At 63.5% G+C, this 18,499-nt stretch carries 16 protein-coding genes, 1 tRNA gene and 1 pseudogene; 4 read left to right on the top strand and 14 right to left on the bottom strand.

The features are described 5' to 3' along the window. Positions 1–15: 15 nt before the first annotated feature. The 6 genes from X741_RS154775 to rsfS all read right to left on the bottom strand — a co-directional run bounded on the left by X741_RS154775 (position 16) and on the right by rsfS (position 5,745). Complete coding sequence (locus X741_RS154775) at positions 16–531, bottom strand: RNA pyrophosphohydrolase (RefSeq protein ID WP_023777613.1); 516 nt, start codon at positions 529–531, stop codon at positions 16–18. Between the two features lie 50 nt (positions 532–581). Continuing rightward, a complete protein-coding gene (locus tag X741_RS154780; protein ID WP_023777612.1) occupies positions 582–1,763 on the bottom strand; it encodes a divergent polysaccharide deacetylase family protein in 1,182 nt (393 codons plus the stop codon). Between the two features lie 194 nt (positions 1,764–1,957). Continuing rightward, a complete protein-coding gene (locus X741_RS154785) occupies positions 1,958–3,289 on the bottom strand; it encodes a S41 family peptidase (RefSeq protein ID WP_023777611.1) in 1,332 nt (443 codons plus the stop codon). Position 3,290: 1 nt separating this feature from the next. Next, positions 3,291–4,646 carry a murein hydrolase activator EnvC gene (locus tag X741_RS154790; RefSeq protein ID WP_023777610.1) on the bottom strand — a complete coding sequence of 452 codons (1,356 nt, stop codon included), beginning with the start codon at positions 4,644–4,646 and terminating at the stop codon, positions 3,291–3,293. A gap of 168 nt (positions 4,647–4,814) precedes the next feature. Beyond that, a complete protein-coding gene (rlmH, locus tag X741_RS154795; protein WP_023777608.1) occupies positions 4,815–5,297 on the bottom strand; it encodes a 23S rRNA (pseudouridine(1915)-N(3))-methyltransferase RlmH in 483 nt (160 codons plus the stop codon). A 70-nt stretch (positions 5,298–5,367) separates the two neighbouring features. Further along, positions 5,368–5,745 carry a ribosome silencing factor gene (gene rsfS, locus X741_RS154800; RefSeq protein ID WP_023777607.1) on the bottom strand — a complete coding sequence of 126 codons (378 nt, stop codon included), beginning with the start codon at positions 5,743–5,745 and terminating at the stop codon, positions 5,368–5,370. A gap of 240 nt (positions 5,746–5,985) precedes the next feature. On the opposite strand from rsfS, the gene X741_RS154805 reads away from it, so the two are divergent. After that, a complete protein-coding gene (locus X741_RS154805; protein WP_023777606.1) occupies positions 5,986–6,837 on the top strand; it encodes a mechanosensitive ion channel domain-containing protein in 852 nt (283 codons plus the stop codon). Here the strand turns inward: X741_RS154805 and X741_RS154810 are convergent, their stop codons facing one another. The 5 genes and pseudogenes from X741_RS154810 to obgE all read right to left on the bottom strand — a co-directional run bounded on the left by X741_RS154810 (position 6,838) and on the right by obgE (position 12,549). Next, on the bottom strand, positions 6,838–8,136 hold the full coding sequence (locus X741_RS154810; RefSeq protein ID WP_023777605.1) for an MFS transporter: 1,299 nt from the start codon (positions 8,134–8,136) through the stop codon (positions 6,838–6,840). Between the two features lie 105 nt (positions 8,137–8,241). Beyond that, positions 8,242–8,829, bottom strand: a complete 588-nt coding sequence (locus tag X741_RS154815; RefSeq protein WP_031249985.1) for a nicotinate-nucleotide adenylyltransferase — start codon at positions 8,827–8,829, stop codon at positions 8,242–8,244. 250 nt (positions 8,830–9,079) lie between these two features. Then, positions 9,080–10,374 (bottom strand): annotated as a pseudogene (locus X741_RS01000000166485) (glutamate-5-semialdehyde dehydrogenase). A gap of 3 nt (positions 10,375–10,377) precedes the next feature. Then, positions 10,378–11,514, bottom strand: coding sequence for a glutamate 5-kinase (gene proB, locus X741_RS154820; RefSeq protein ID WP_023777603.1), 1,137 nt, complete (start codon positions 11,512–11,514; stop codon positions 10,378–10,380). Between the two features lie 3 nt (positions 11,515–11,517). Beyond that, positions 11,518–12,549, bottom strand: coding sequence for a GTPase ObgE (obgE, locus tag X741_RS154825; RefSeq protein WP_023777602.1), 1,032 nt, complete (start codon positions 12,547–12,549; stop codon positions 11,518–11,520). A 128-nt stretch (positions 12,550–12,677) separates the two neighbouring features. Here obgE and X741_RS154830 point away from each other — a divergent pair, with 128 nt between their 5' ends. After that, on the top strand, positions 12,678–13,541 hold the full coding sequence (locus tag X741_RS154830) for an endonuclease/exonuclease/phosphatase family protein (RefSeq protein WP_023777601.1): 864 nt from the start codon (positions 12,678–12,680) through the stop codon (positions 13,539–13,541). A 181-nt stretch (positions 13,542–13,722) separates the two neighbouring features. Here X741_RS154830 and X741_RS154835 read toward each other — a convergent pair whose 3' ends face one another. From X741_RS154835 to X741_RS154845, 3 genes are all read right to left on the bottom strand, one after another. Further along, a complete protein-coding gene (locus tag X741_RS154835) occupies positions 13,723–14,310 on the bottom strand; it encodes a GNAT family protein (RefSeq protein WP_023777599.1) in 588 nt (195 codons plus the stop codon). Positions 14,311–14,428: 118 nt separating this feature from the next. After that, complete coding sequence (gene rpmA, locus X741_RS154840; RefSeq protein ID WP_013892455.1) at positions 14,429–14,698, bottom strand: 50S ribosomal protein L27; 270 nt, start codon at positions 14,696–14,698, stop codon at positions 14,429–14,431. 98 nt (positions 14,699–14,796) lie between these two features. Next, entirely contained in the window at positions 14,797–15,483 is a 687-nt protein-coding gene (locus X741_RS154845) for a 50S ribosomal protein L21 (protein ID WP_023777598.1), read from the bottom strand. A 334-nt stretch (positions 15,484–15,817) separates the two neighbouring features. Between X741_RS154845 and X741_RS154850 the strand changes: the two genes are divergently transcribed. Both X741_RS154850 and X741_RS0134480 read left to right on the top strand, forming a co-directional pair. Then, positions 15,818–15,907, top strand: a tRNA-Ser gene (locus X741_RS154850). 1,275 nt (positions 15,908–17,182) lie between these two features. Beyond that, positions 17,183–17,383, top strand: a complete 201-nt coding sequence (locus X741_RS0134480) for a hypothetical protein (protein WP_031249984.1) — start codon at positions 17,183–17,185, stop codon at positions 17,381–17,383. Positions 17,384–18,499 lie beyond the last annotated feature (1,116 nt).

Below are 18,499 nucleotides of genomic sequence, written 5' to 3'. Positions count from 1 at the left end.
CTGCGTCTCGTCCTCCTATGCCACCAGGTGCCGGAACGCCGCCACCACATCCTCATAGACATGGCGCTTGAACGGCACGATCAGGTCGGGCAGATCCTGCATCGGCCGCCATGCCCATTCGTCGAATTCGGCGGTGTGGCCTCCCGGCGGCGGATTGATCTGGATTTCGCTGGTATTGCCATGGAAGCGGAAGGCGAACCATTTCTGCGTCTGGCCGCGATAGCGGCCCTTGAAGGCGATGCCGACGAGGTGGTCCGGCAGATCATAGTTGATCCAGTCCGGCGCCTCGGCAATGAGCGAGACGCTGCGCATGCCCGTCTCCTCATAGAGCTCCCGCTCCGCCGCTTCCAGCGGCTCCTCGCCCTTGTCGATGCCGCCTTGCGGCATCTGCCAGAGCTGCGTGGTGCCGGCAAATTCGCTGTCGGGTTCCGCAATGCGGTGCCCGACCCAGACCAGGCCCTCGGCGTTGAGGATCATCAGCCCGACACAGGGGCGATAAGGCAGCGTTTCGCGGTCGATCTTTTTGGCCATCCGACGCTCTCTCCGGTCGTTCCAGTGGGTTCGTTGCGATCAGCGGATCGTCAGCCTTTTTGCGGATCAATGGCCACCGCTGAAATCGGCACGATCTCGATGCCGCGCTTCTTGGCTTCGGCCACCCAGGACGACACCGTGTCGACCGTCAGGTCGAAGGCCGAGCCGATGCCGACGGCAAAGCCCTTGGCCCGCGCTGTCGCTTCCAGGCTGTCGAGCTTCTTCAGGATTTCGCCGCGATCCTGCACCGCATCGATCGCCATGTCGCCGGCGACGAAGGGCACGCCGTCCTTCAGCGCCAGGTCGGGTGCGAGGCTGCGCGCCGACGAGCCGTCGTCGACATAGGCGAGGCCGCGCTTGCCGAGCTCGGCCATGAACGGTTCCATCGCCCTCGCGTCGGCCGAGAAACGGGCGCCCATATAGTTCATGACGCCGGTATAGTTCGTGGTCCGCGACAGCGCCCAGTGCAGGCTTTTCAGGTTCTCGTCGGCACTTGCCGCCACCGTCAGCGTGTTGCGGCCCGGATTGACGCTGGGATAGTCGAACGGTTCGAGCGGCACCTGCATGACGATCTCGTGGCCGCCCTGCCTGGCGGCCTGCATCCAGCGGCCGATGCTGTTGCCCTGCGGAGCAAAGCCCAGCGTCACCTCCGGCGGCAGCTTGGCGATCGCCGCCTGGGTGCCGGTCTGTGAAACCGCGAGCCCGCCGATGACGATCGCCACCCGCGCCCCGCGCGCGCCGGACCAGGGTCGCGCATAGACGTCAAATGGCCGCCTTCCATCGGCGGCGCGCATCGGCAAGGGCCCGCTATCGCTGGTTTCGATCAGCGCCTTGTCGGGAAGATGCGCGATCTTCAGATTCTGCCCGATGCTCGACGGATCGCGAATGACGATCCCCGCCTTGGGCGGGCCGTCGCCCTCTTCCGTCTGCACATGGATGATCTGCGGTCCGCCTGTCTTGGCTGGCGTCTGCGCCTTCGGGACGGCGGCCGGCGCCAAGGCTGGAGGCGCGGCGGCGGGTTCGGCAGGCGCCGTCACCTTCGGCGTCGAGACGGCAACCTCCTGCGGCTTGCGAAACGGCTTTTCCCTGAGCGCGATCGCGCCGGAAACGCCGACCACGACCAGCACGACAATGGCTGAGGCGACCACGCCCGCGCTGATCTTGCCGGCGGCGCGCGGCGCCCGGACGGTCTGTCCAAGCGGGCGTTCGATGTCCTTGCCGATATCAGCCAAGCCCTGTCCCCGGGGCGCATCGTTCCGAAGGGTAGCCCTTCGAGAAGACCTGCGCGAATTCATCAATCCTGGCGCACCCCTTGGCGCCGCATCTGGAGGCCCCATCTTGCCCCCGAATCAAACTGCCGGAACCCAAGGGTCCCGGCAGCATCGCATTGGTTGGTTCAGGCGGCCAGACCTGGCCGGCCGAACCACTACTGGTTGAGCACGGCCTTTTCCGGATTGGGCGGGAAGGCCGGATCGGTCTTCTGGCCGCGCAGCAGCTGCTCGGCATAGATGAGCTGCAGGTCGTCCTTCGGATCCGGCGGCACATAGGCGGCCGAGCCCGAACCGGTCTTGCTCTCGTCGGCGCCCTTGATGTGGCCCTTGAGATCGGATTCGCCGCGCGTCAGGTCCCTGCCCTGCAGTTCCGGCGGCAACGGCTGGTCGACCTTGATGTCGGGCGTGATGCCCTTGCCCTGGATCGACTTGCCCGACGGCGTGTAATAAAGCGCCGTCGTCAGCCTGAGCGCGCCATTCTCGCCGAGCGGAATGATGGTCTGCACCGAACCCTTGCCGAAGGACTGCGTGCCCACCACCGTGACGCGGCGCAGGTCCTGCAGCGCGCCGGCGACGATTTCGGAAGCGCTGGCCGAGCCGCCATTGACGAGTACGATCATCGGCTTGCCGTTGATGTCGTCGGTCTGCTTCGGCTTGGCGTCGAAGCGGGTGACGTCCTTCGGATCGCGTCCGCGCGTCGAGACGATCTCGCCGCGCTTGAGGAAGGCGTCGGACACGCTCACCGCCTGGTCGAGCAGGCCGCCCGGATTGAGGCGTAGGTCGAGCACATAGCCCTTGAGCTTATCGTCCGGCACCTGCTTCTTGATGGTGTCGATCGCGTTCTCGAGGTCGTCATAGGTCTTTTCGGTGAAGGAGGTGATCTTCATGTAGCCGATGTCGTTCTCGACCCGGAACTTGACCGCCTTGACCTTGATGATGTCGCGCACCACCGTAAGCTCGATCGGCTTGTCGGCGCCCTGGCGCAGGATGGTGAGCTTGATCGGCGTGTTGACCAGGCCGCGCATCTTGTCGACCGCGTCGTTGAGCGTCAGGCCGCGAACCTCTTCGCCATCGATCTTGGCGATATAGTCGCCGGCCAGCACGCCAGCCTTGGCGGCCGGCGTGTCGTCGATCGGCGTGATCACCTTGACCAGGTCGTTCTCCATGGTGACCTCGATGCCGAGGCCGCCGAACTCACCCTTGGTCTGCACGCGCATGTCCTGCGCCTGTTCGGCGTTCATGTAGGAGGAGTGCGGGTCGAGCGAGGAAAGCATGCCGTTGATGGCGTTCTCGACCAGCGACTTGTCGTCGGGCGGCGTGACATACTGTGCCCGCACCCGCTCGAAGATGTCGCCGAAGATCGCCAGTTGCTTGTAGGTCTCCGACCCCGCAGCGTTCGCCGACGAGCCAGGAGCGCCGTAAACAAGGCTCATGGCGGACGCGCCCATCAGCGCACCGGCAAACAGAAGCGACAGTTTCCGCATCATTTCACGTCCTTCCAGAAAAACGGTCCGCCCACCATGGGGCCGGATCGACGGGTTTTCCATCCTTACGGAACTCGACATAGAGTTCCGGCGTGGCATTTCCATTCTTCGAAACCGAGGTACTCGCTACCCGGGCTTCTCCCATCGCGCCGACCGGCTCTCCTGCGAGCACCGACTGGCCAGTCACGACGCTGATTCTGCTCATCCCCGCCAGAACGACATGATAACCGTCGCCGGCATTGAGGATCAAGAGTTGACCGTAGGAGCGAAACGGCCCCGCATAAAGCACATTCCCATCCGCCGGAGCGGTGACGATGGCTCCCGATTGTGTCGCAAGCATGTCGCCAAGCATCAAGGCGCCGCTACCGTCATCGGCGCCGAACCGGCGCTTGATTCGGCCGGTGACCGGCAGCGCGATCTGCCCTTGCAGTGCTGAAAAGGGGGCAGTCGCGGTGAGTTGATTGGCTTCGGGGACCGGCAGCGACGCCGTCTTGTCGCCGCCCGTCTGATCGGCGCCCGGCGTGGCCGCCTTTGCGGCATCCGCGGCCTTGCGGGTCTTCTCGGCCTGCGCTTCGAGCGACACGATCAGATCCTTCAGGCTGCTGGCCCTGGCGGCCAGCGCCTCGGATTTCTGCTGCTCGGCCGCCATCTGCGCCTTTGTGTCAGCCTCGAGCTTCTGCTTGGCCTCGAGCAGCATGCCGAGCCGCTTCTTTTCCGCCGCCTGCTCGCCGACCGCCTCCGTCAGCCGCGCCCGTTCAGCCTCGATCGAGGCCGTCACCCGGGTCTGCTCCTTGAGGTCGGCCAGCAGGCTGTCGGTTTGCTGGCGCAATTCCGGGACCACGGCGCCGAGCAGGATGGCGCTGCGCACCGACGACAGCGCGTCCTCCGGCTTGACCAGGATCGCCGGCGGCGGGTTCAGGCCCATGCGCTGCAAGGCACCCAGCACTTCGGCCAGCACGTCGCGTCGTGCCATGAGCGAGGCGCGGATCTTCTGCTGCTGGCCCTTCAGCCCCTCCAGCTTGGCGCCGATATCCTCGATGTCCTGGCCGAGCTTCTGTTCGGTCATCGCCGACTGGATCAACGCGGCGGTGATCGAGGCGTGGTCCTTCTTGACCGCGGCGATGTCGGCGGCAAGCTTGGCCAGCCGTTCCGACGACAGCGTTATTTCCTTGGAAACCTGTTCGTATTCGGCGCGGCTCTGGTCCGGATCGGGAGCCATGTCGAGCGTGTTCTCGGCCCGCGCCGCATGGAGCGACAGAAGAATCGCCGCCGCCGCGATGCCGCAGCGCACGCGCCAAGGGCTGCGTGTTGAGGAGCCCCCTGTTGATAGACTCAGTGTCGATTTCCAGCCTTCAGACATTCGCGATCGACTCTATCTGCGGCTTCGTTAACGAACCATCAACCATGTTAACGCGTGTCGCCCAAAGTTGCGCGGTGCTTTTGGAACAACGACATGCACAAGGAAAGCGGTTCCTTCATCGCGATCTTGCGCGGCATTGGGGCGGAATTCGGTGCGGAGCGGCAGCTTTCAGGATCTGTGATAGGGGTGGCCCGACAGGATCGTCGCCACCCGGTAGAGCTGTTCCCCCAGCATCACCCGCACCAGCTGATGCGGCCAGGTGAGCGCGCCGAACGAGACCACCAGTTCGGCCTGCTCGCGCAGCGACGCGTCGTGACCATCGGCGCCGCCTATGGCGAGCACCAGCGCCTTGCGCCCGCCATCGCGCAACCGGCCGATGCGATTGGCGAAATCCTGCGAGGAAAGGCTCTTGCCGCGCTCGTCGAGCAGGATCAGCGCCGTGCCGGGCTGCAGTTGCGCCTGCAGCCGGGAAGCTTCGTCGCGCTGGCGCTCGGTGGCGCCCTGCGCACGGCCCTCGGCGATCTCGGTGACGCCGGCGAATTCGAGCCCCACGGCAGGGCCGCTCTTGGCGAAGCGCTCGAAATAGCGCTCGGCCAACTCCCGCTCGGGGCCGGCTTTCATTCGGCCCACGGCATGAACTGAAATCTTCATCCCGCCTCTATAAGCCGCCAATGCATGTCACCCAAAGGAAATCCGGTTCTGGGCGACGACACAGGGCAGCTTAGTGAAGGGTCTCTTCCTCGAGATCCGGCGCCTGCCACATCTTTTCGAGATTGTAGAATTCGCGGACTTCGGGACGGAAGACATGGACGATGATATCGCCCGAATCGATCAGGACCCAGTCGGCGCCGGACAACCCCTCGACGCGCGCGGTGCCGAGGCCGGCATCCTTGAGCGCCTTGAGGAGATGATCGGCGACAGCCGAGACATGACGGTGCGATCGGCCAGACGCGACGACCATGTAGTCGCCGAGGCTCGATTTCCCCTGAATGTCGATTGAGACAATATTTTCGGCCTTGGAGTCTTCCAGACTGGCAAGGACTGTCTTGATGGCACGGGACACGGCGTCGTCTACGCTGATCCTGGCCGGCGAAGGCACGATATCGGCCCTCTTCCGCAGTGCTGTTCTCAGTGTATTTCCTTTCGCAGCAAGAACAACCAAATCACCCCAAAAGCGGATGACACCACTTAGATAGGCAGAGTTCCGTTGCAGTTTCAAGACGGAGCTCCAATTCACGCGAACTCTCCGGCTGCGCGGTTGTTCCATGCGAGAGGCAAAAAGGTCGGAACCCAGCCTTCCCGCATCGGTTATCGGCTCACGACCAACCGGAACCCTGCCATGCCGATCGACCCCCAAGACACTCTGCTCACCCTCCAGGCCGGCCTCGCGCAACTCAGTACGCTGATCGTCTCCTATTCCTTCTCCGCCATCGGCGCGGTCATCCTTCTGGTTGTCGGCTACATCATCGCCGGCCTCGGCGAGCGCTCGATCTTTGCCGGCCTCGGCCATATTAACGGCTTTGACCAGACGCTGCGGCATTTCCTTTCCAAGATCGTCCGCTACGCCATACTGGTCCTCGTCGTCATCATGGTGCTCGGCCAGTTCGGCGTTCAGACCGCTTCGATCATCGCCGCGCTCGGCGCCATTGGCCTGGCCATAGGCCTGGCGCTGCAAGGCACGCTGCAGAACATCGCCGCCGGCATCATGCTTCTGGCGCTGCGTCCGTTCCGCATCGGCGAATCCGTCGAGGTTGGCTCCATTGCCGGTTCGATCGAGGAAATCGGCCTTTTTGCGACAAAACTCAGGACCGCCGACGGCGTTTATATCCTGGCGCCCAACTCCACGCTGTGGAACCAGCCGGTGCGCAACTTTTCGCGCAACGGCGTGCGCCGTGGCGACATCACCTTGAGCATCGGCTCGTGGAACGACATCGACCGGGCTCAGAAGACACTGCTTGCCATTGCCGCGGCCGAGCGCCGCATCAGGCGCCAGCCGGCACCGATCGCCTTCGTTGCGGCATTGGGCGACAGCACCGTCTCGATCACCTTGCGCTACTGGACATCGTCAGCGGATTTCTTCGCCACCCAGGCCGATCTCACCAAGCGCGCCAAGCAGGAATTCGATTCGGAAGGCATATCGATCCCGCTGCCGGCACCGGAAGCACCGGCGCCGGAAGCCCGCCGGCAATAATCAATTGCTTCGAGGTCGGTCCTGTTCGTCCGGCGCATAGGCAAGTTCGACCGGCAGCGGCGCTTGCGCCGTCATCGGCGCGAAGCTGCCGGTCTCGGTGGCCGGCACAGGCCGCGTCGTGAACACGCGCAGCAGCACGAACAGGCAGAAGGCGCAGGCAATGACGATTGCCACATAGATGAAGGCCTGTGTGCCGAAGACGGCCGACAGCGCCGTGACGATTCCCGGCACGATGAAGCCCGACAGCGACCAGGCAAACAGGAGCGAGCTGGACAATGCCACCATGTCGTCCTTGCCGGCACGGTCGGCGGCGTGCGCGCTGGCCAGCGAATAGATCGATTCGGAGGCGCCGTCCCACAAGACATAAATAACCAGCAGCGCCGCCAGCGCACCGCCGTCGAAACCGAGCGCAAGTATGCCCGCCGCCGCGGCCAGCGCCGAGGCCCCGATCAGCACATAGCGGCGGTCGGTACGGTCGGAGATCCAGCCGAGCGGAAGCTGCAGGATCAGCGTGCCAAGCGGCATCACCGAAAGCAAAAGCGCCACATCGGCCTGGCTGTAGCCCTTGGCCGTGGCATGGATCGGCGCGAAGCCGGAAATCGACATCGACAGGCCGCCGACCGCCAGCATGCCGGCAACGCCGACGGGTGAAATCCGCCAGGCCCGGCGCAGCGCCACCGAGGCTGCCTGGGGCGCCGGCGGCTGCGCCAGCCGCGTAATGCCGACCGGCAGGATCGACAAGGCGGTGAAGGCGATGCCGATCAAGGGCGCATCCGCGGCTCTGATGTCGATGAAAGCCAGCGCCGCATAGCCGACACCGAGCCCGGCGACATAGGCGACGTAGAAGAAGGCCATCACCCGGCCGCGTATCGCATTGGCGATGGCATCGTTGAGCCAGCTCTGCGCAACGATGAACAGGCCGCAAATGGCAAAGCCGTAGAGGGCGCGTGCCCCGATCCACGGCAGCGGATGGGGTCCGGCGCCGATTGCGGCGTTGGACAGCGCGATCAGCGCCGACAGCACCATGAAGGCACGGGCATGGCCGACCCTGCGCACCAGCGGCCCGGTCAGGATGCAGCCGGCGAGACCGCCGGCCGACAGGCCGGTGACGATCAGCCCGGCCCAGGTCGGGTCGAAACCTTCGGCACCGAGCCGGACCGGTATGTAAGCGAACATCAGCCCGTTGCCGATGGCAATCAGCGCCATCGAAACGATGACGCTGGCGATCGCGATCAGCGGCGTCGGCGCGCTGCCCTGCTCCGGATCGACTGCGGGTTGGCGCTTCACGAGAGTGGTCATGTTCAGACAAGATCGCCCACTCCACGGCGAAAAGCCCCTGCAAAAGCGACATCGGCGGTCTTCCCTTCTCCCCTTGCGGGAGAAGGGAGGAACCCCGTGGCACCCCTATCCCTTTGCCATCCGGCGGATCGCGCTCGACGACAGCGACGAGCGCGGGCCGTGGATGAAGGTCCAGGCCGGCGCTTTCATGCGCGCAAGCCGCGGCGCATCGCCTTCGTCGACGCGGGCATAGTCGAAGGTCTTGGCGACGACCGACGACAGGAACGACAGCGTCGCCCCCGGTCGGTCGATGACCGCGATCGGGAAGGTCAGCACGATCTCGCGCCAGCGCTGCCAGTGATGGAAGTCGCGCAAACTGTCGGCGCCCATGATCCAGACGAAATCGACGCCGGGATTGCGCGCCTTGACCAGCGCCAACGTGTCGGCGGTGTAGCGCACATGATGCGCCGCCTCGAAGGCGGTGACCTTGATCTTCGGGTTTTTGGCGATCTGCTCCGACAATTGCAGCCGCTCGGTCAGCGGCGCCAGTTCGCGCGTGTTCTTCAGCGGATTGCCCGGCGTCACCATCCACCACAACTGGTCGAGCGCCAGGCGCCTCAGCGCGATCTCGGCGACCAGCGCATGGCCGGCATGCGGCGGATTGAACGAACCGCCGAACAGACCGACGGCCAGGCCTTTTTCGGCATGCGGCATTTTGAGGTAGGCGGAGGGTGCTGGGGGTGGGGAAGGAGATAGCATCGCGCTAAGCACCCCCCTCTGCCCTGCCGGGCATCTCCCCCGCAAGGGGGGAGATCAGCAATTTCGGCGAAGAGGTAAATCTTGCAGCGTTGAAGGTTGGCGAAATCCGAAATGCCAGCCAATCTCCCCCCTTGCGGGGGAGATGTCCGGCAGGACAGAGGGGGGTGCCTGGGCGCAACGCTTCACGCCCTAGCAGCAAAAAACGTCACGGCCTCACCTGTCCCGACCCGCGCACGCGGTATTTGAACGATGTCAGCTGTTCGACGCCGACCGGTCCGCGCGCATGCATCTTGCCGGTGGCGATGCCGATCTCGGCGCCCATGCCGAACTCGCCGCCATNCCGCCATCGGCGAACTGCGTCGAGGCATTGTGCAGCAGGATCGCCGAATCGATCTCGTTGAAGAACCGCTCCACCGCTTTGGCATCCTCGGCGACGATCGCCTCCGTGTGATGCGAGGAGAAGGTCTCGATATGGTCGATCGCACCGCTGACGCCGTCGACCAGCTTCACCGCGATGATGGCGTCGAGATATTCCGTCACCCAGTCGGCATCATCAGTCGGCTTGGCGTCGAAAAACAGCTTCAGCACTTCGCCATCGGCATGGATCTCGCAGCCGGCGGCGCGCAGCGCGTCGAGGATCGGCACCAGATGCGTCGACGCCACGGCACGGTCGACCAGCAATGTCTCGGCGGCCCCGCAGACGCCGGTGCGCCGCATCTTGGCGTTGACGGCGATCCTGACCGCCATGTCGAGATCGGCCGAGCGGTCGATATAGAGGTGGCAGATGCCTTCGAGGTGGGCAAAGACCGGCACGCGCGCCTCGTTCTGCACCCGCCCGACAAGGCTTTTGCCGCCGCGCGGGATGATGACGTCGAGCGTGCCGCCAAGCCCTTTCAGCATCTCGCCGACAGCGGCGCGGTCGGTGGTCGGCACCAGCTGGATGGCATCTTCCGGCAGGCCGGCCGCCTTCAGGCCTTCGACGAGGCAGGCGTGGATGGCGGAAGACGAATTGAGTGAATCCGAGCCGCCGCGCAGGATCACCGGATTGCCGGCCTTGAGGCAGAGCGCGCCGGCATCCGCCGTCACGTTCGGGCGGCTCTCATAGATGACGCCGACGACGCCGAGCGGCGTACGCACGCGCTCGATCTGCAGGCCGTTCGGCCGCTCCCAGGCGGCGATGACGTCGCCGACGGGATCCTTGAGTTCCGCGATCTCGCGAATCCCTTCGGCCATGGCACGGATACGCACCGGATCGAGCTTCAGCCGGTCCATGAAGGAAGCGGAAAGCCCGGACTCATGGCCATTCGAGACATCGATGGCGTTTGCGTCGAGAATCTCCTGCTCGCGGGCGACGATCGCCTTGGCCATTGCGAGGAGGGCGGCATTCTTGGCGGCGGTGGTGGTGATGGCCAGCGGTCGGGCGGCAGCGCGGGCACGGCGGCCGATATCGGCCATCAGCGCCACGGTGTCGTCCCCGGATTTTTCATGCAGTTTCAGCATGGCTCATCCTCCGCTTATGTCGCCTCCGGCGTGATTGACCACCAAATCGTCACGGTGGATCATCGCCGAACGCGCTTCGTAGCCGAGAATGGTTTCGATCTCGGCTGTCTTCAGGCCAGCGATCCTTACGGCATCGGCGGCATCGTAGGCAACCAGTCCGCGCGCGATCTCGCGGCCCTCGGGCGACAGGATCGCCACCGTGTCGCCCCGCGAGAAATTGCCGCTGACCAGCTTGACGCCGGCCGGCAGCAGGGACTTGCCGGACAACAGCGCGCCGATGGCGCCGGCATCGACCGTCAGCCGGCCGGCCGGCTCGAGTTGGCCGGCGATCCAGGTCTTGTAGCCCTTGACCGGATTGGCGCTCGGCCGGAAGAAAGTGGCGCGTTCGCCACGCTCGATCGCCATCAGCGGCGACAGCCGCGTCCCCGATGTGATGATCATCGCCGTGCCGGCGGCCGTGGCGATCTTGCCGGCATCGAGCTTCGTGCGCATGCCGCCGCGCGACAGTTCGGAAGCGGCGGCTCCCGCCATGGCTTCGATATCGGATGTGATGCGGTCGACCACGGGGATGAACTTGGCTTGCGGGTCGCGCGCCGGCGGCGCGGTGTAGAGCCCGTCAATGTCGGAGAGCAGCACAAGGAGGTCGGCGCCCATCATCGTGGCGACGCGCGCGGCCAGCCGGTCATTGTCGCCATAGCGGATTTCGGAGGTGGCGACCGTGTCGTTCTCGTTGATGACCGGCACCGCCTTCATCTTGAGCAATGTCGAGATCGTCGCCCTGGCGTTGAGATACCGCCGGCGTTCCTCTGTGTCGCCAAGGGTCAAGAGAATCTGGCCTGACTTCAGGGCGCCCTTGCCGAGCGCATCCGACCAGGCGCCGGCGAGCGCGATCTGTCCGACGGCGGCCGCGGCCTGGCTTTCCTCCAGCTTCAGCGCACGCTTGCCGAGGCCAAGAATGGTGCGGCCAAGCGCGATGGCGCCGGAGGACACGACGAGGATTTCCGCACCGCCATTGGCCAGCACCGCGATATCGTCGGCGAGCGAGGCCAGCCAGTCGCGCTTCAGACCCGCCGCGCGGTCGACGAGCAACGCCGAGCCGATCTTGACGGTGATGCGCCGGTATTTCCTGAGCGACTGCATGCCTTACTTTTCCCAGCGCGTCTCGGCCACGGGAAGAGCTTGCGCGCGAGCCTCGGCAATCACCGTCATCAGGGCGCGCTGCACCGCCTCGACACCTTCGCCGGTGACGGCGGACAACAGCATCGGCGCGCGCCCGGCGGCGCGCTTCAGCGAGGCCACCTTCTTCTTGCGCTCATCGGCATCAAGCGTATCGACCTGCGAAAGAGCCAGGATCTCGGCCTTCTCGATCAGGCCATGGCCATAGGCATCGAGTTCGGCGCGCACGGTCTTGTAGGCCTTGCCCGGATTTTCTTCCTGCGCCGAGACCAGGTGCAGCAGCACGCGCGTGCGCTCGACATGGCCAAGGAAGCGGTCGCCGATGCCGACGCCTTCATGCGCGCCTTCGATGAGACCGGGAATATCGGCGATGACGAATTCGCGCGCGTCGATGCGGGCGACGCCGAGGCCGGGATGCAGCGTCGTGAATGGATAGTCGGCGATCTTCGGCTTGGCCGCGGTGACGGCGGCCAGAAATGTCGACTTGCCCGCATTGGGCAGCCCGACAAGGCCGGCATCGGCGATCAGCTTCAGCCGCAGCCAGATGTTGAGCTCTTCGCCCGGCAGGCCGGGATTGGCGCGGCGCGGCGCCTGGTTGGTGGAGGTTTTGAAATGCTGGTTGCCGAAGCCGCCATTGCCGCCCTTGGCGAGCAGGAAGCGCTGGCCGACGACGGTCAGGTCGCAGATCAGCGTCTCGTTGTCCTCCTCGAACACTTGCGTTCCGGCCGGCACCTTGAGCGTGACGTCGGCGCCCTTGGCGCCGGTCATGTTGCGGCCCATGCCATGGACACCAGTCTTGGCCTTGAAGTGCTGCTGGTAGCGATAGTCGATCAGCGTGTTCAGCCCGTCGACCGCTTCCAGCCAGACATCGCCGCCGCGACCGCCATCGCCGCCGTCCGGCCCGCCGAATTCGATGAACTTTTCGCGCCGGAACGACACCGAACCGGCGCCCCCGTCACCGGAGCGGACATAGACCTTGGCTTGATCGAGAAATTTCATGGATCGCAGTTTCTTTATTGGCCTTGCGGCATTGCTCTAAACCTTAGGCCTTGCTCTAAACCAAGGCGCGGCGAAGGGCGAGGCCGTTTTGTGACAATGGCCGCATGGGGTTGGCCGGAGATGGCGGAATGAAGCTTGTAACCTACAACATCCAGTACGGCGTCGGTCTCGACGGGCAGTACGATGTCGGGCGCATCGCCGAGGCCGTGCGCGACGCCGACGTCATTGCGCTGCAGGAGGTTACCCGCAACAATCCGAGGAACGGCGGCCGCGACATGGTCGCCGAGATCGGCGAGGCGCTGCCCGACTACTTTGCCGTCTATGGCAGCAATTTCGAGGCCAATATCGGTTCGCGCATCGAGGATGGACGCGCCATCACCACGACCTTCCAGCTCGGCAACATGGTGCTGTCGAAGACGCCCATTCATCTGTCGCGCAACCTGCTTCTGCCGCGCAGCCGCAGCTTCGAGATGATGAACTTCCAGCGCGGCGCGCTGGAAGCGCTGATCGAGACGCCGCTCGGTTTCATCCGCTTCTATTCCATCCATCTCGATCACCGCAGCCCGGTCGAACGCGCCAGCCAGATCCAGTTCCTGCGCCAGCGCCTGTTGAACTACGCGCTCGAAGGCGGAGCATTGTCCGGCGTCGCCGAGATCGGCCTGCCGGAACTGCCGCATCCGGAAGCCTTTGTCGGAATGGGCGATTTCAACATGCTGGCCGGCTCGCCCGAATATATCGAACTCGCCGGCCGCCCGGACCATGAATTCGGCATGCCGTTGACCGCCGACTTTGCCGTCGATGCCGCTGTGCGCCTCGATGTGGCCGATCTCGCCACCTGGGTCGATCCCAAACGGCCCGAGGATGCCAGCCGCCACAAGCGCATCGACTATATCTTCACCAGCGCCTCGCTTGCCCGATCCCTGAAGCGCCTGTGGGTCGACCGCCAAGCGGTCGGCTCGGACCATTTGCCCGTCTGGGCCGAACTGGGCTGACTTAGGCTTCGTTCAAAACCTTTGGTTTGCGGCACGCGCCGAGATGGGGCGAGATTCAGGTCAGGCCGAGTCGAAAACGATGGTTTCCGAGAACCGGAGCGGAGCGGACATGAAGTCCGTGAGCACCGGAAGCGCAGAAAACCATCGTTTGCAGGCCGGCCTCACCTGAATATCGCCCCATCTAGAAATGCACCCAGTTCCGCAGGCTGATCCAGGTCTTGCGATCCAGCCGATAGCGCTCGACCGGCACCTGGCCGGCGACGATCGAGTTCAACATTCCCTGGCCGGCATACTGGAAACCGCATTTATGGATGACCCTGCGCGAGGCCGGATTGATGACCCGTGTCGAGGCATGCAGCACCTGGATCGAGGTCTTCTGGAAGGCGAGATCGACCAGCGCGTGGGCGGCTTCCGTCGCATAGCCCCTCTTCCAGCAGGGCTCGCCGATCCAGTAGCCGAGCTCCAGCCCGCGATCGGTGGTGTTCAAGCCCGCGCAGCCGACGAAGGTGTCGGTGCCGGCCAGCGTCAGGGCATAGACGATGCCTGCGCGACGCGACTTGGTCATGGCGAGGAAGGCGCGTGCCTCGGTCTCGCCATAGGGGTGCGGCATGCGCGCCAGCATTTCGGCGACATGGCGGTTGTCGGCAAGTTCCACCAGTTGCGCGACATCGCTTTCGCAGGGCGCCCGCATCACCAGCCGCTCGGTGACCAGCACCGGACAGTCTATCGCGTAACTTTCGTCGTCGGTGTCTTCCGCTTCGGCAACCATTAGAAGTCCTCCAGGCACAAGAAAAAGGGGAGATGGAAACCCATCTCCCCTGATCCTTTTCCTGGTTTTGCCAGACACCGGTCCCGAGATGGGCGCCGGTGTTCTAGTGCGGAACCGGCTACTCCGCGGCTTTGGTAATCGGGTTGACCGATACGTAGGTTCGGCCGTTGGCTTTCTTGTTGAACATCACGGCGCCGGATTCGAGCGCAAAAAGGGTATGGTCCGTGCCCATGCCGACATTGACGCCGGGATGCCAGGTCGTGCCGCGTTGACGAATGATGATGTTGCCCGGGATGACGGCTTCGCCGCCGAACTTCTTCACGCCCAGACGCTTGGAATGCGAGTCGCGACCGTTGCGCGACGAGCCGCCAGCTTTCTTGTGTGCCATCTAACTAACTCCGTTGCGCCGCAAGGCGCCTAAAAGGCCTTATGAACGCGTTCGCGTTCCGTTTCAAGTCCGATCCGGCGACCCAGTCGCCGGAAAAATTACTTCTTCGCCAATTCCTTGGCCTGTTCGCGCCAGTCCTTGATCTGGTCGGCGCTGAACGGCATGTGCTCGTCGATCTTGGCGACGTCCTTTTCGGTCAGCTTGGCGAGCTGAGCGAAGGTGATGATGCCCTGCTCGGCGAGATCCTTGGCGGCGACCGGGCCGATGCCCTTGATCACGGTCAAATCGTCCGGCTCGCCCTTCGGCGCCTTGAACAGCGGCGCGGCGGCCGTCTCGGCCTTCGCCTCGTCCTTCGGAGCGGCTTCCTTCTTGGCCTTGGCTTCCTTCGGCGCGGCCTCGGCCTCGGAGGCCAGTTCGGCCTTGGCTTCCTTCTTCGGCGCCTTCACCGCTGCCGTCTTCGTCGGCTTTGCGCCACCCAGCAGGATCTCGGAGATCCGCACGGTGGTCAGAAGCTGGCGATGGCCGATCTTGCGGCGCGAATTCTGACGGCGGCGCTTCTTGAAAGCGATGACCGTGCGGTTCTTGCCCTGCTCGACGACTTCCGCCGTGACCAGAGCGCCATCGACGAACGGCGCGCCGAACGTGACGTTTTCGCCCTCGCCATGCGCGAGCACGTGGCCGATCTCGACGATATCGCCGACATTGGCTTCGACTTTTTCGATCTTCAGGAGATCGTTGGCGGCGACGCGATACTGCTTGCCGCCCGTTTTGATGACTGCGAACATTTTTTGCCTTTCGCTGTTCGGTCGGCCTTGATGAACCGCCTCTGGCGGTTCGGCCGTCTTTTTGTCAGTCTGCGGGTTCAAAAAACAAGCGGCGCGGAAGAACCCTCCACGCCGATTGCGCGCTGTCCCTAACCGAAGGTTGAGCGCGAGTCAAGGCAAACGGCCCGTTTCCCTGACCCTGGCGTACCGGCTGGCACCGCCTGTCGGGGACGGATGATCTCGATCCCGGCCGGACCCGGACGGCAAGCTGAATTTCCCCGCGGATTTGGCCTTGTAACCTGCCCGTTCAGCCGTTATCTAGTGCGCCGCGCCGGCAACGGCCGACCATGACCGCGGAGAGGTGGCAGAGTGGTCGAATGCACCGCACTCGAAATGCGGCATGGGTGCAAGCCCATCGGGGGTTCGAATCCCTCCCTCTCCGCCAGCAATTTGCGCTATCTAATTGATTCCGCATCGCAATCTTTGGGGGGTTTTGGCAAATCCCTAACTTAAACCCCAACACGGCACTCCGGAAGCTCCATCGGCGCACGGTGGCGGAGGGCGGTTCGGTGGCCGCGCACAAATGTGCTGGGGCGACAAGATATGAGGACTATCGGACTATATTCCCAGACCGAACTACACGTGGAACTCTCCTTTCCAGCCCCTCCCAGCCTTCGCATAACACATTGATCTGAATGGCAAACGCGAGCGGGCGGGCCGAAAAATAGCACAGACTAAAAACCTAAAATTCAGGGCGATTACATATCTGACAGACCCGGCCAGATTACAGGAATATGATCCTCGACAGGCCGGCCATTAGGACATAGGCAAAAAGACATGCTACATGGGGGATGAAATTTCCCCTTACCGATGCCTTCAACGAGATCGAGCTAGCGCGTGCCCTACGTGCCAGCCTAGCGCACCAGCGGGCCGTTATGCGTGCCTTGCTAGATGAACTTGCCCGCCTCCGTATGGAAGTCAGAGACGCCGCAGCTATGCGCTACCATGTGCGGGCCGATTTTCTCAACAGCCTCGCTTCACGTACCAGCGATGCCCAATTGTTCCCTAGGAACACTATCAGTTCGCGGGCTTGACCTTCGGTAATCCCGGCCTCTCTGACCAGCCGTGAGATCAGTGCAATCTCCGGCCCGGTCGTCCTCTTCTCGCTATCATCCATAGAGAACCCTCGCGAGTTACCGCGTAAGAACACGAAGGTAGGGGGGCGGTTGCATCCGTCGATGCTCGGTCTGAAAACGTACGGAGGCAGGCGCTACCCAGCCGTAGACCCAAAAGAATGGCCGGTGCGGTTGGGGGTTTGCTTTGGGGCGCAACCGCACCGGCCATTGCGGGATAGCTCTTTGGGATCGTCCCCCGCACTGCCTAAGTTATAGGCATATTAGCGGTTGCTCAATTGAGACTGAAGTCCCTACCCAGCCGTAGGGGAATGGCGTTTACCCCCGAAAAGAACGAAAACCGAACGAATTCATATGTGAAGCTGCCGAGTCTGCGTTGACTCCGCTGCGTCACTCCCAGAAGCTTGACCTGTTTATTTGGGGCGATTCGTCGTCGCAAATAGATAAGACCGGTTCAGTGATCAGACTGAACCGGCCTTGGATGTAACCGCCGGTGAGGGCGGAAATTTGTGGACCACGACGGGACAATTGTCGCGTTCGTGGCGCAAGTCAAGCCCTTGCCGGCTATTTCGAAAGGAATAGCCATCATGGCTATCAAAGCAGACGAGCCTTGCTACAGGCTCACGTTTGACGACGCTGTTGCAGTTCAGATTGAGCTGATTAACGGTGAGAAGCAGAGCCGCATCGCGGCTCGATACGACACCAACGGTGGCCGCATCTCGGAAGTCAACACCGGGAAACTCCACCCCGGTAGTCGCGCCGAAGCCCTTCGTCGGCTGAACTCGTAGTCTAGGGGGCGGCGGGCGGTTTCGACTTCCCGCCGCCTTTCTTTTCTGGCTTGTGATCCTTCAGCGGCGGCGTCTTTGCCACTTTCCTAATCGCCGCGTTCAAAGGCTCTTCGGAATCGACGGTGCCGATCTCGCGCGCCAGTTCACGGAACTTGGGCCGAAGTTCTGGTAGACGCGGGCCTCATGATACCGCGCGGTCGCTGACGCGAAATCTCCTCCCAATGATCCGCTAGTAGGCTGCGTCCCCGCCGCCATCCGTTAGGTAGTACATACATTTAAACAGTTAGAATTACGTGTGTCTGCGCCGCCGAGACCGATTTTTCCGCGTCTTCGACAACCCCTTGGCTTCCTTTAAGATTTCTGGCTGCCGGGTTACTGGCCCGGTCGCTCAAACGTCCGCGAGATTGGACGTTTTGTCCGGCAGGGCGGACGTGTTGTCCGTCCCCACGGACGTTGAGCCGTCGGTCTGATTGAAATTTTGGGCCCGACGCCTGAAATCAAACGATGGTTTCCGCCCATCATTTGTGGCTTGCCATGTCCGCCTATACACACTGCAACGCGTGCTCTTTGAGCCTTTAAGCGTGCCAGGCCGGTCAATTGCGAGGAAGCCGAGTTCAACCAACTCTCGTANACGCGTGCTCTTTGAGCCTTTAAGCGTGCCAGGCCGGTCAATTGCGAGGAAGCCGAGTTCAACCAACTCTCGTAGCGCGGTCGCGGCGGCCTGCCTCTTGCACCCAAGTCGATCCGCGAGTTGCCGGCAGGGGATCGCGACTGGGTTGATGCGGCCGCTTTCCCAGTAGCTAATGTCCAGCTCGAAGAAAGCCTTTACCGCGAGCAGCGAAAGGCTTTGGAACGCCTGCCCCCGGAAGTCGCGCTGTCCAATCCTGGCAAATAGCCCGTCAATGTGGTTGGAACGTCCCATGCTAGGCTGCCATGGGATCTAGATAGCATCTCTTCATGCCTGTCCGCCGGCCCAGTCGGGTAAGGTCTCGACCAAAGCGAGCCCGGCGACATCGACTGGACCGCAGCAGCTATGGACGAAGCGCAAGAGCGCTTGGCGGCTCCGGCAATAGCTCCGCCCCTCCCATCGCGGCTGTCCATGCCTCTTTCCCGCTA

The organism is Mesorhizobium sp. LNHC221B00, from assembly GCF_000502935.1.
Lineage (GTDB): Bacteria > Pseudomonadota > Alphaproteobacteria > Rhizobiales > Rhizobiaceae > Mesorhizobium > Mesorhizobium opportunistum.
This window is presented reverse-complemented; position numbering and strand designations above follow the sequence as displayed.

Coding starts and splice junctions, on each gene's coding strand:
- obgE (WP_023777602.1), bottom strand. CDS start 12,549: ATGAAATTTCTCGATCAAGCCAAGGTCTATGTCCGCTCCGGTGACGGG.
- X741_RS154785 (WP_023777611.1), bottom strand. CDS start 3,289: ATGATGCGGAAACTGTCGCTTCTGTTTGCCGGTGCGCTGATGGGCGCG.
- X741_RS154775 (WP_023777613.1), bottom strand. CDS start 531: ATGGCCAAAAAGATCGACCGCGAAACGCTGCCTTATCGCCCCTGTGTC.
- X741_RS154810 (WP_023777605.1), bottom strand. CDS start 8,136: ATGACCACTCTCGTGAAGCGCCAACCCGCAGTCGATCCGGAGCAGGGC.
- X741_RS154805 (WP_023777606.1), top strand. CDS start 5,986: ATGCCGATCGACCCCCAAGACACTCTGCTCACCCTCCAGGCCGGCCTC.
- X741_RS154815 (WP_031249985.1), bottom strand. CDS start 8,829: ATGCCGCATGCCGAAAAAGGCCTGGCCGTCGGTCTGTTCGGCGGTTCG.
- X741_RS154790 (WP_023777610.1), bottom strand. CDS start 4,646: ATGTCTGAAGGCTGGAAATCGACACTGAGTCTATCAACAGGGGGCTCC.
- X741_RS154845 (WP_023777598.1), bottom strand. CDS start 15,483: ATGTTCGCAGTCATCAAAACGGGCGGCAAGCAGTATCGCGTCGCCGCC.
- X741_RS154830 (WP_023777601.1), top strand. CDS start 12,678: ATGAAGCTTGTAACCTACAACATCCAGTACGGCGTCGGTCTCGACGGG.
- proB (WP_023777603.1), bottom strand. CDS start 11,514: ATGCAGTCGCTCAGGAAATACCGGCGCATCACCGTCAAGATCGGCTCG.
- rlmH (WP_023777608.1), bottom strand. CDS start 5,297: ATGAAGATTTCAGTTCATGCCGTGGGCCGAATGAAAGCCGGCCCCGAG.
- X741_RS154835 (WP_023777599.1), bottom strand. CDS start 14,310: ATGGTTGCCGAAGCGGAAGACACCGACGACGAAAGTTACGCGATAGAC.
- rpmA (WP_013892455.1), bottom strand. CDS start 14,698: ATGGCACACAAGAAAGCTGGCGGCTCGTCGCGCAACGGTCGCGACTCG.
- X741_RS0134480 (WP_031249984.1), top strand. CDS start 17,183: ATGGCTATCAAAGCAGACGAGCCTTGCTACAGGCTCACGTTTGACGAC.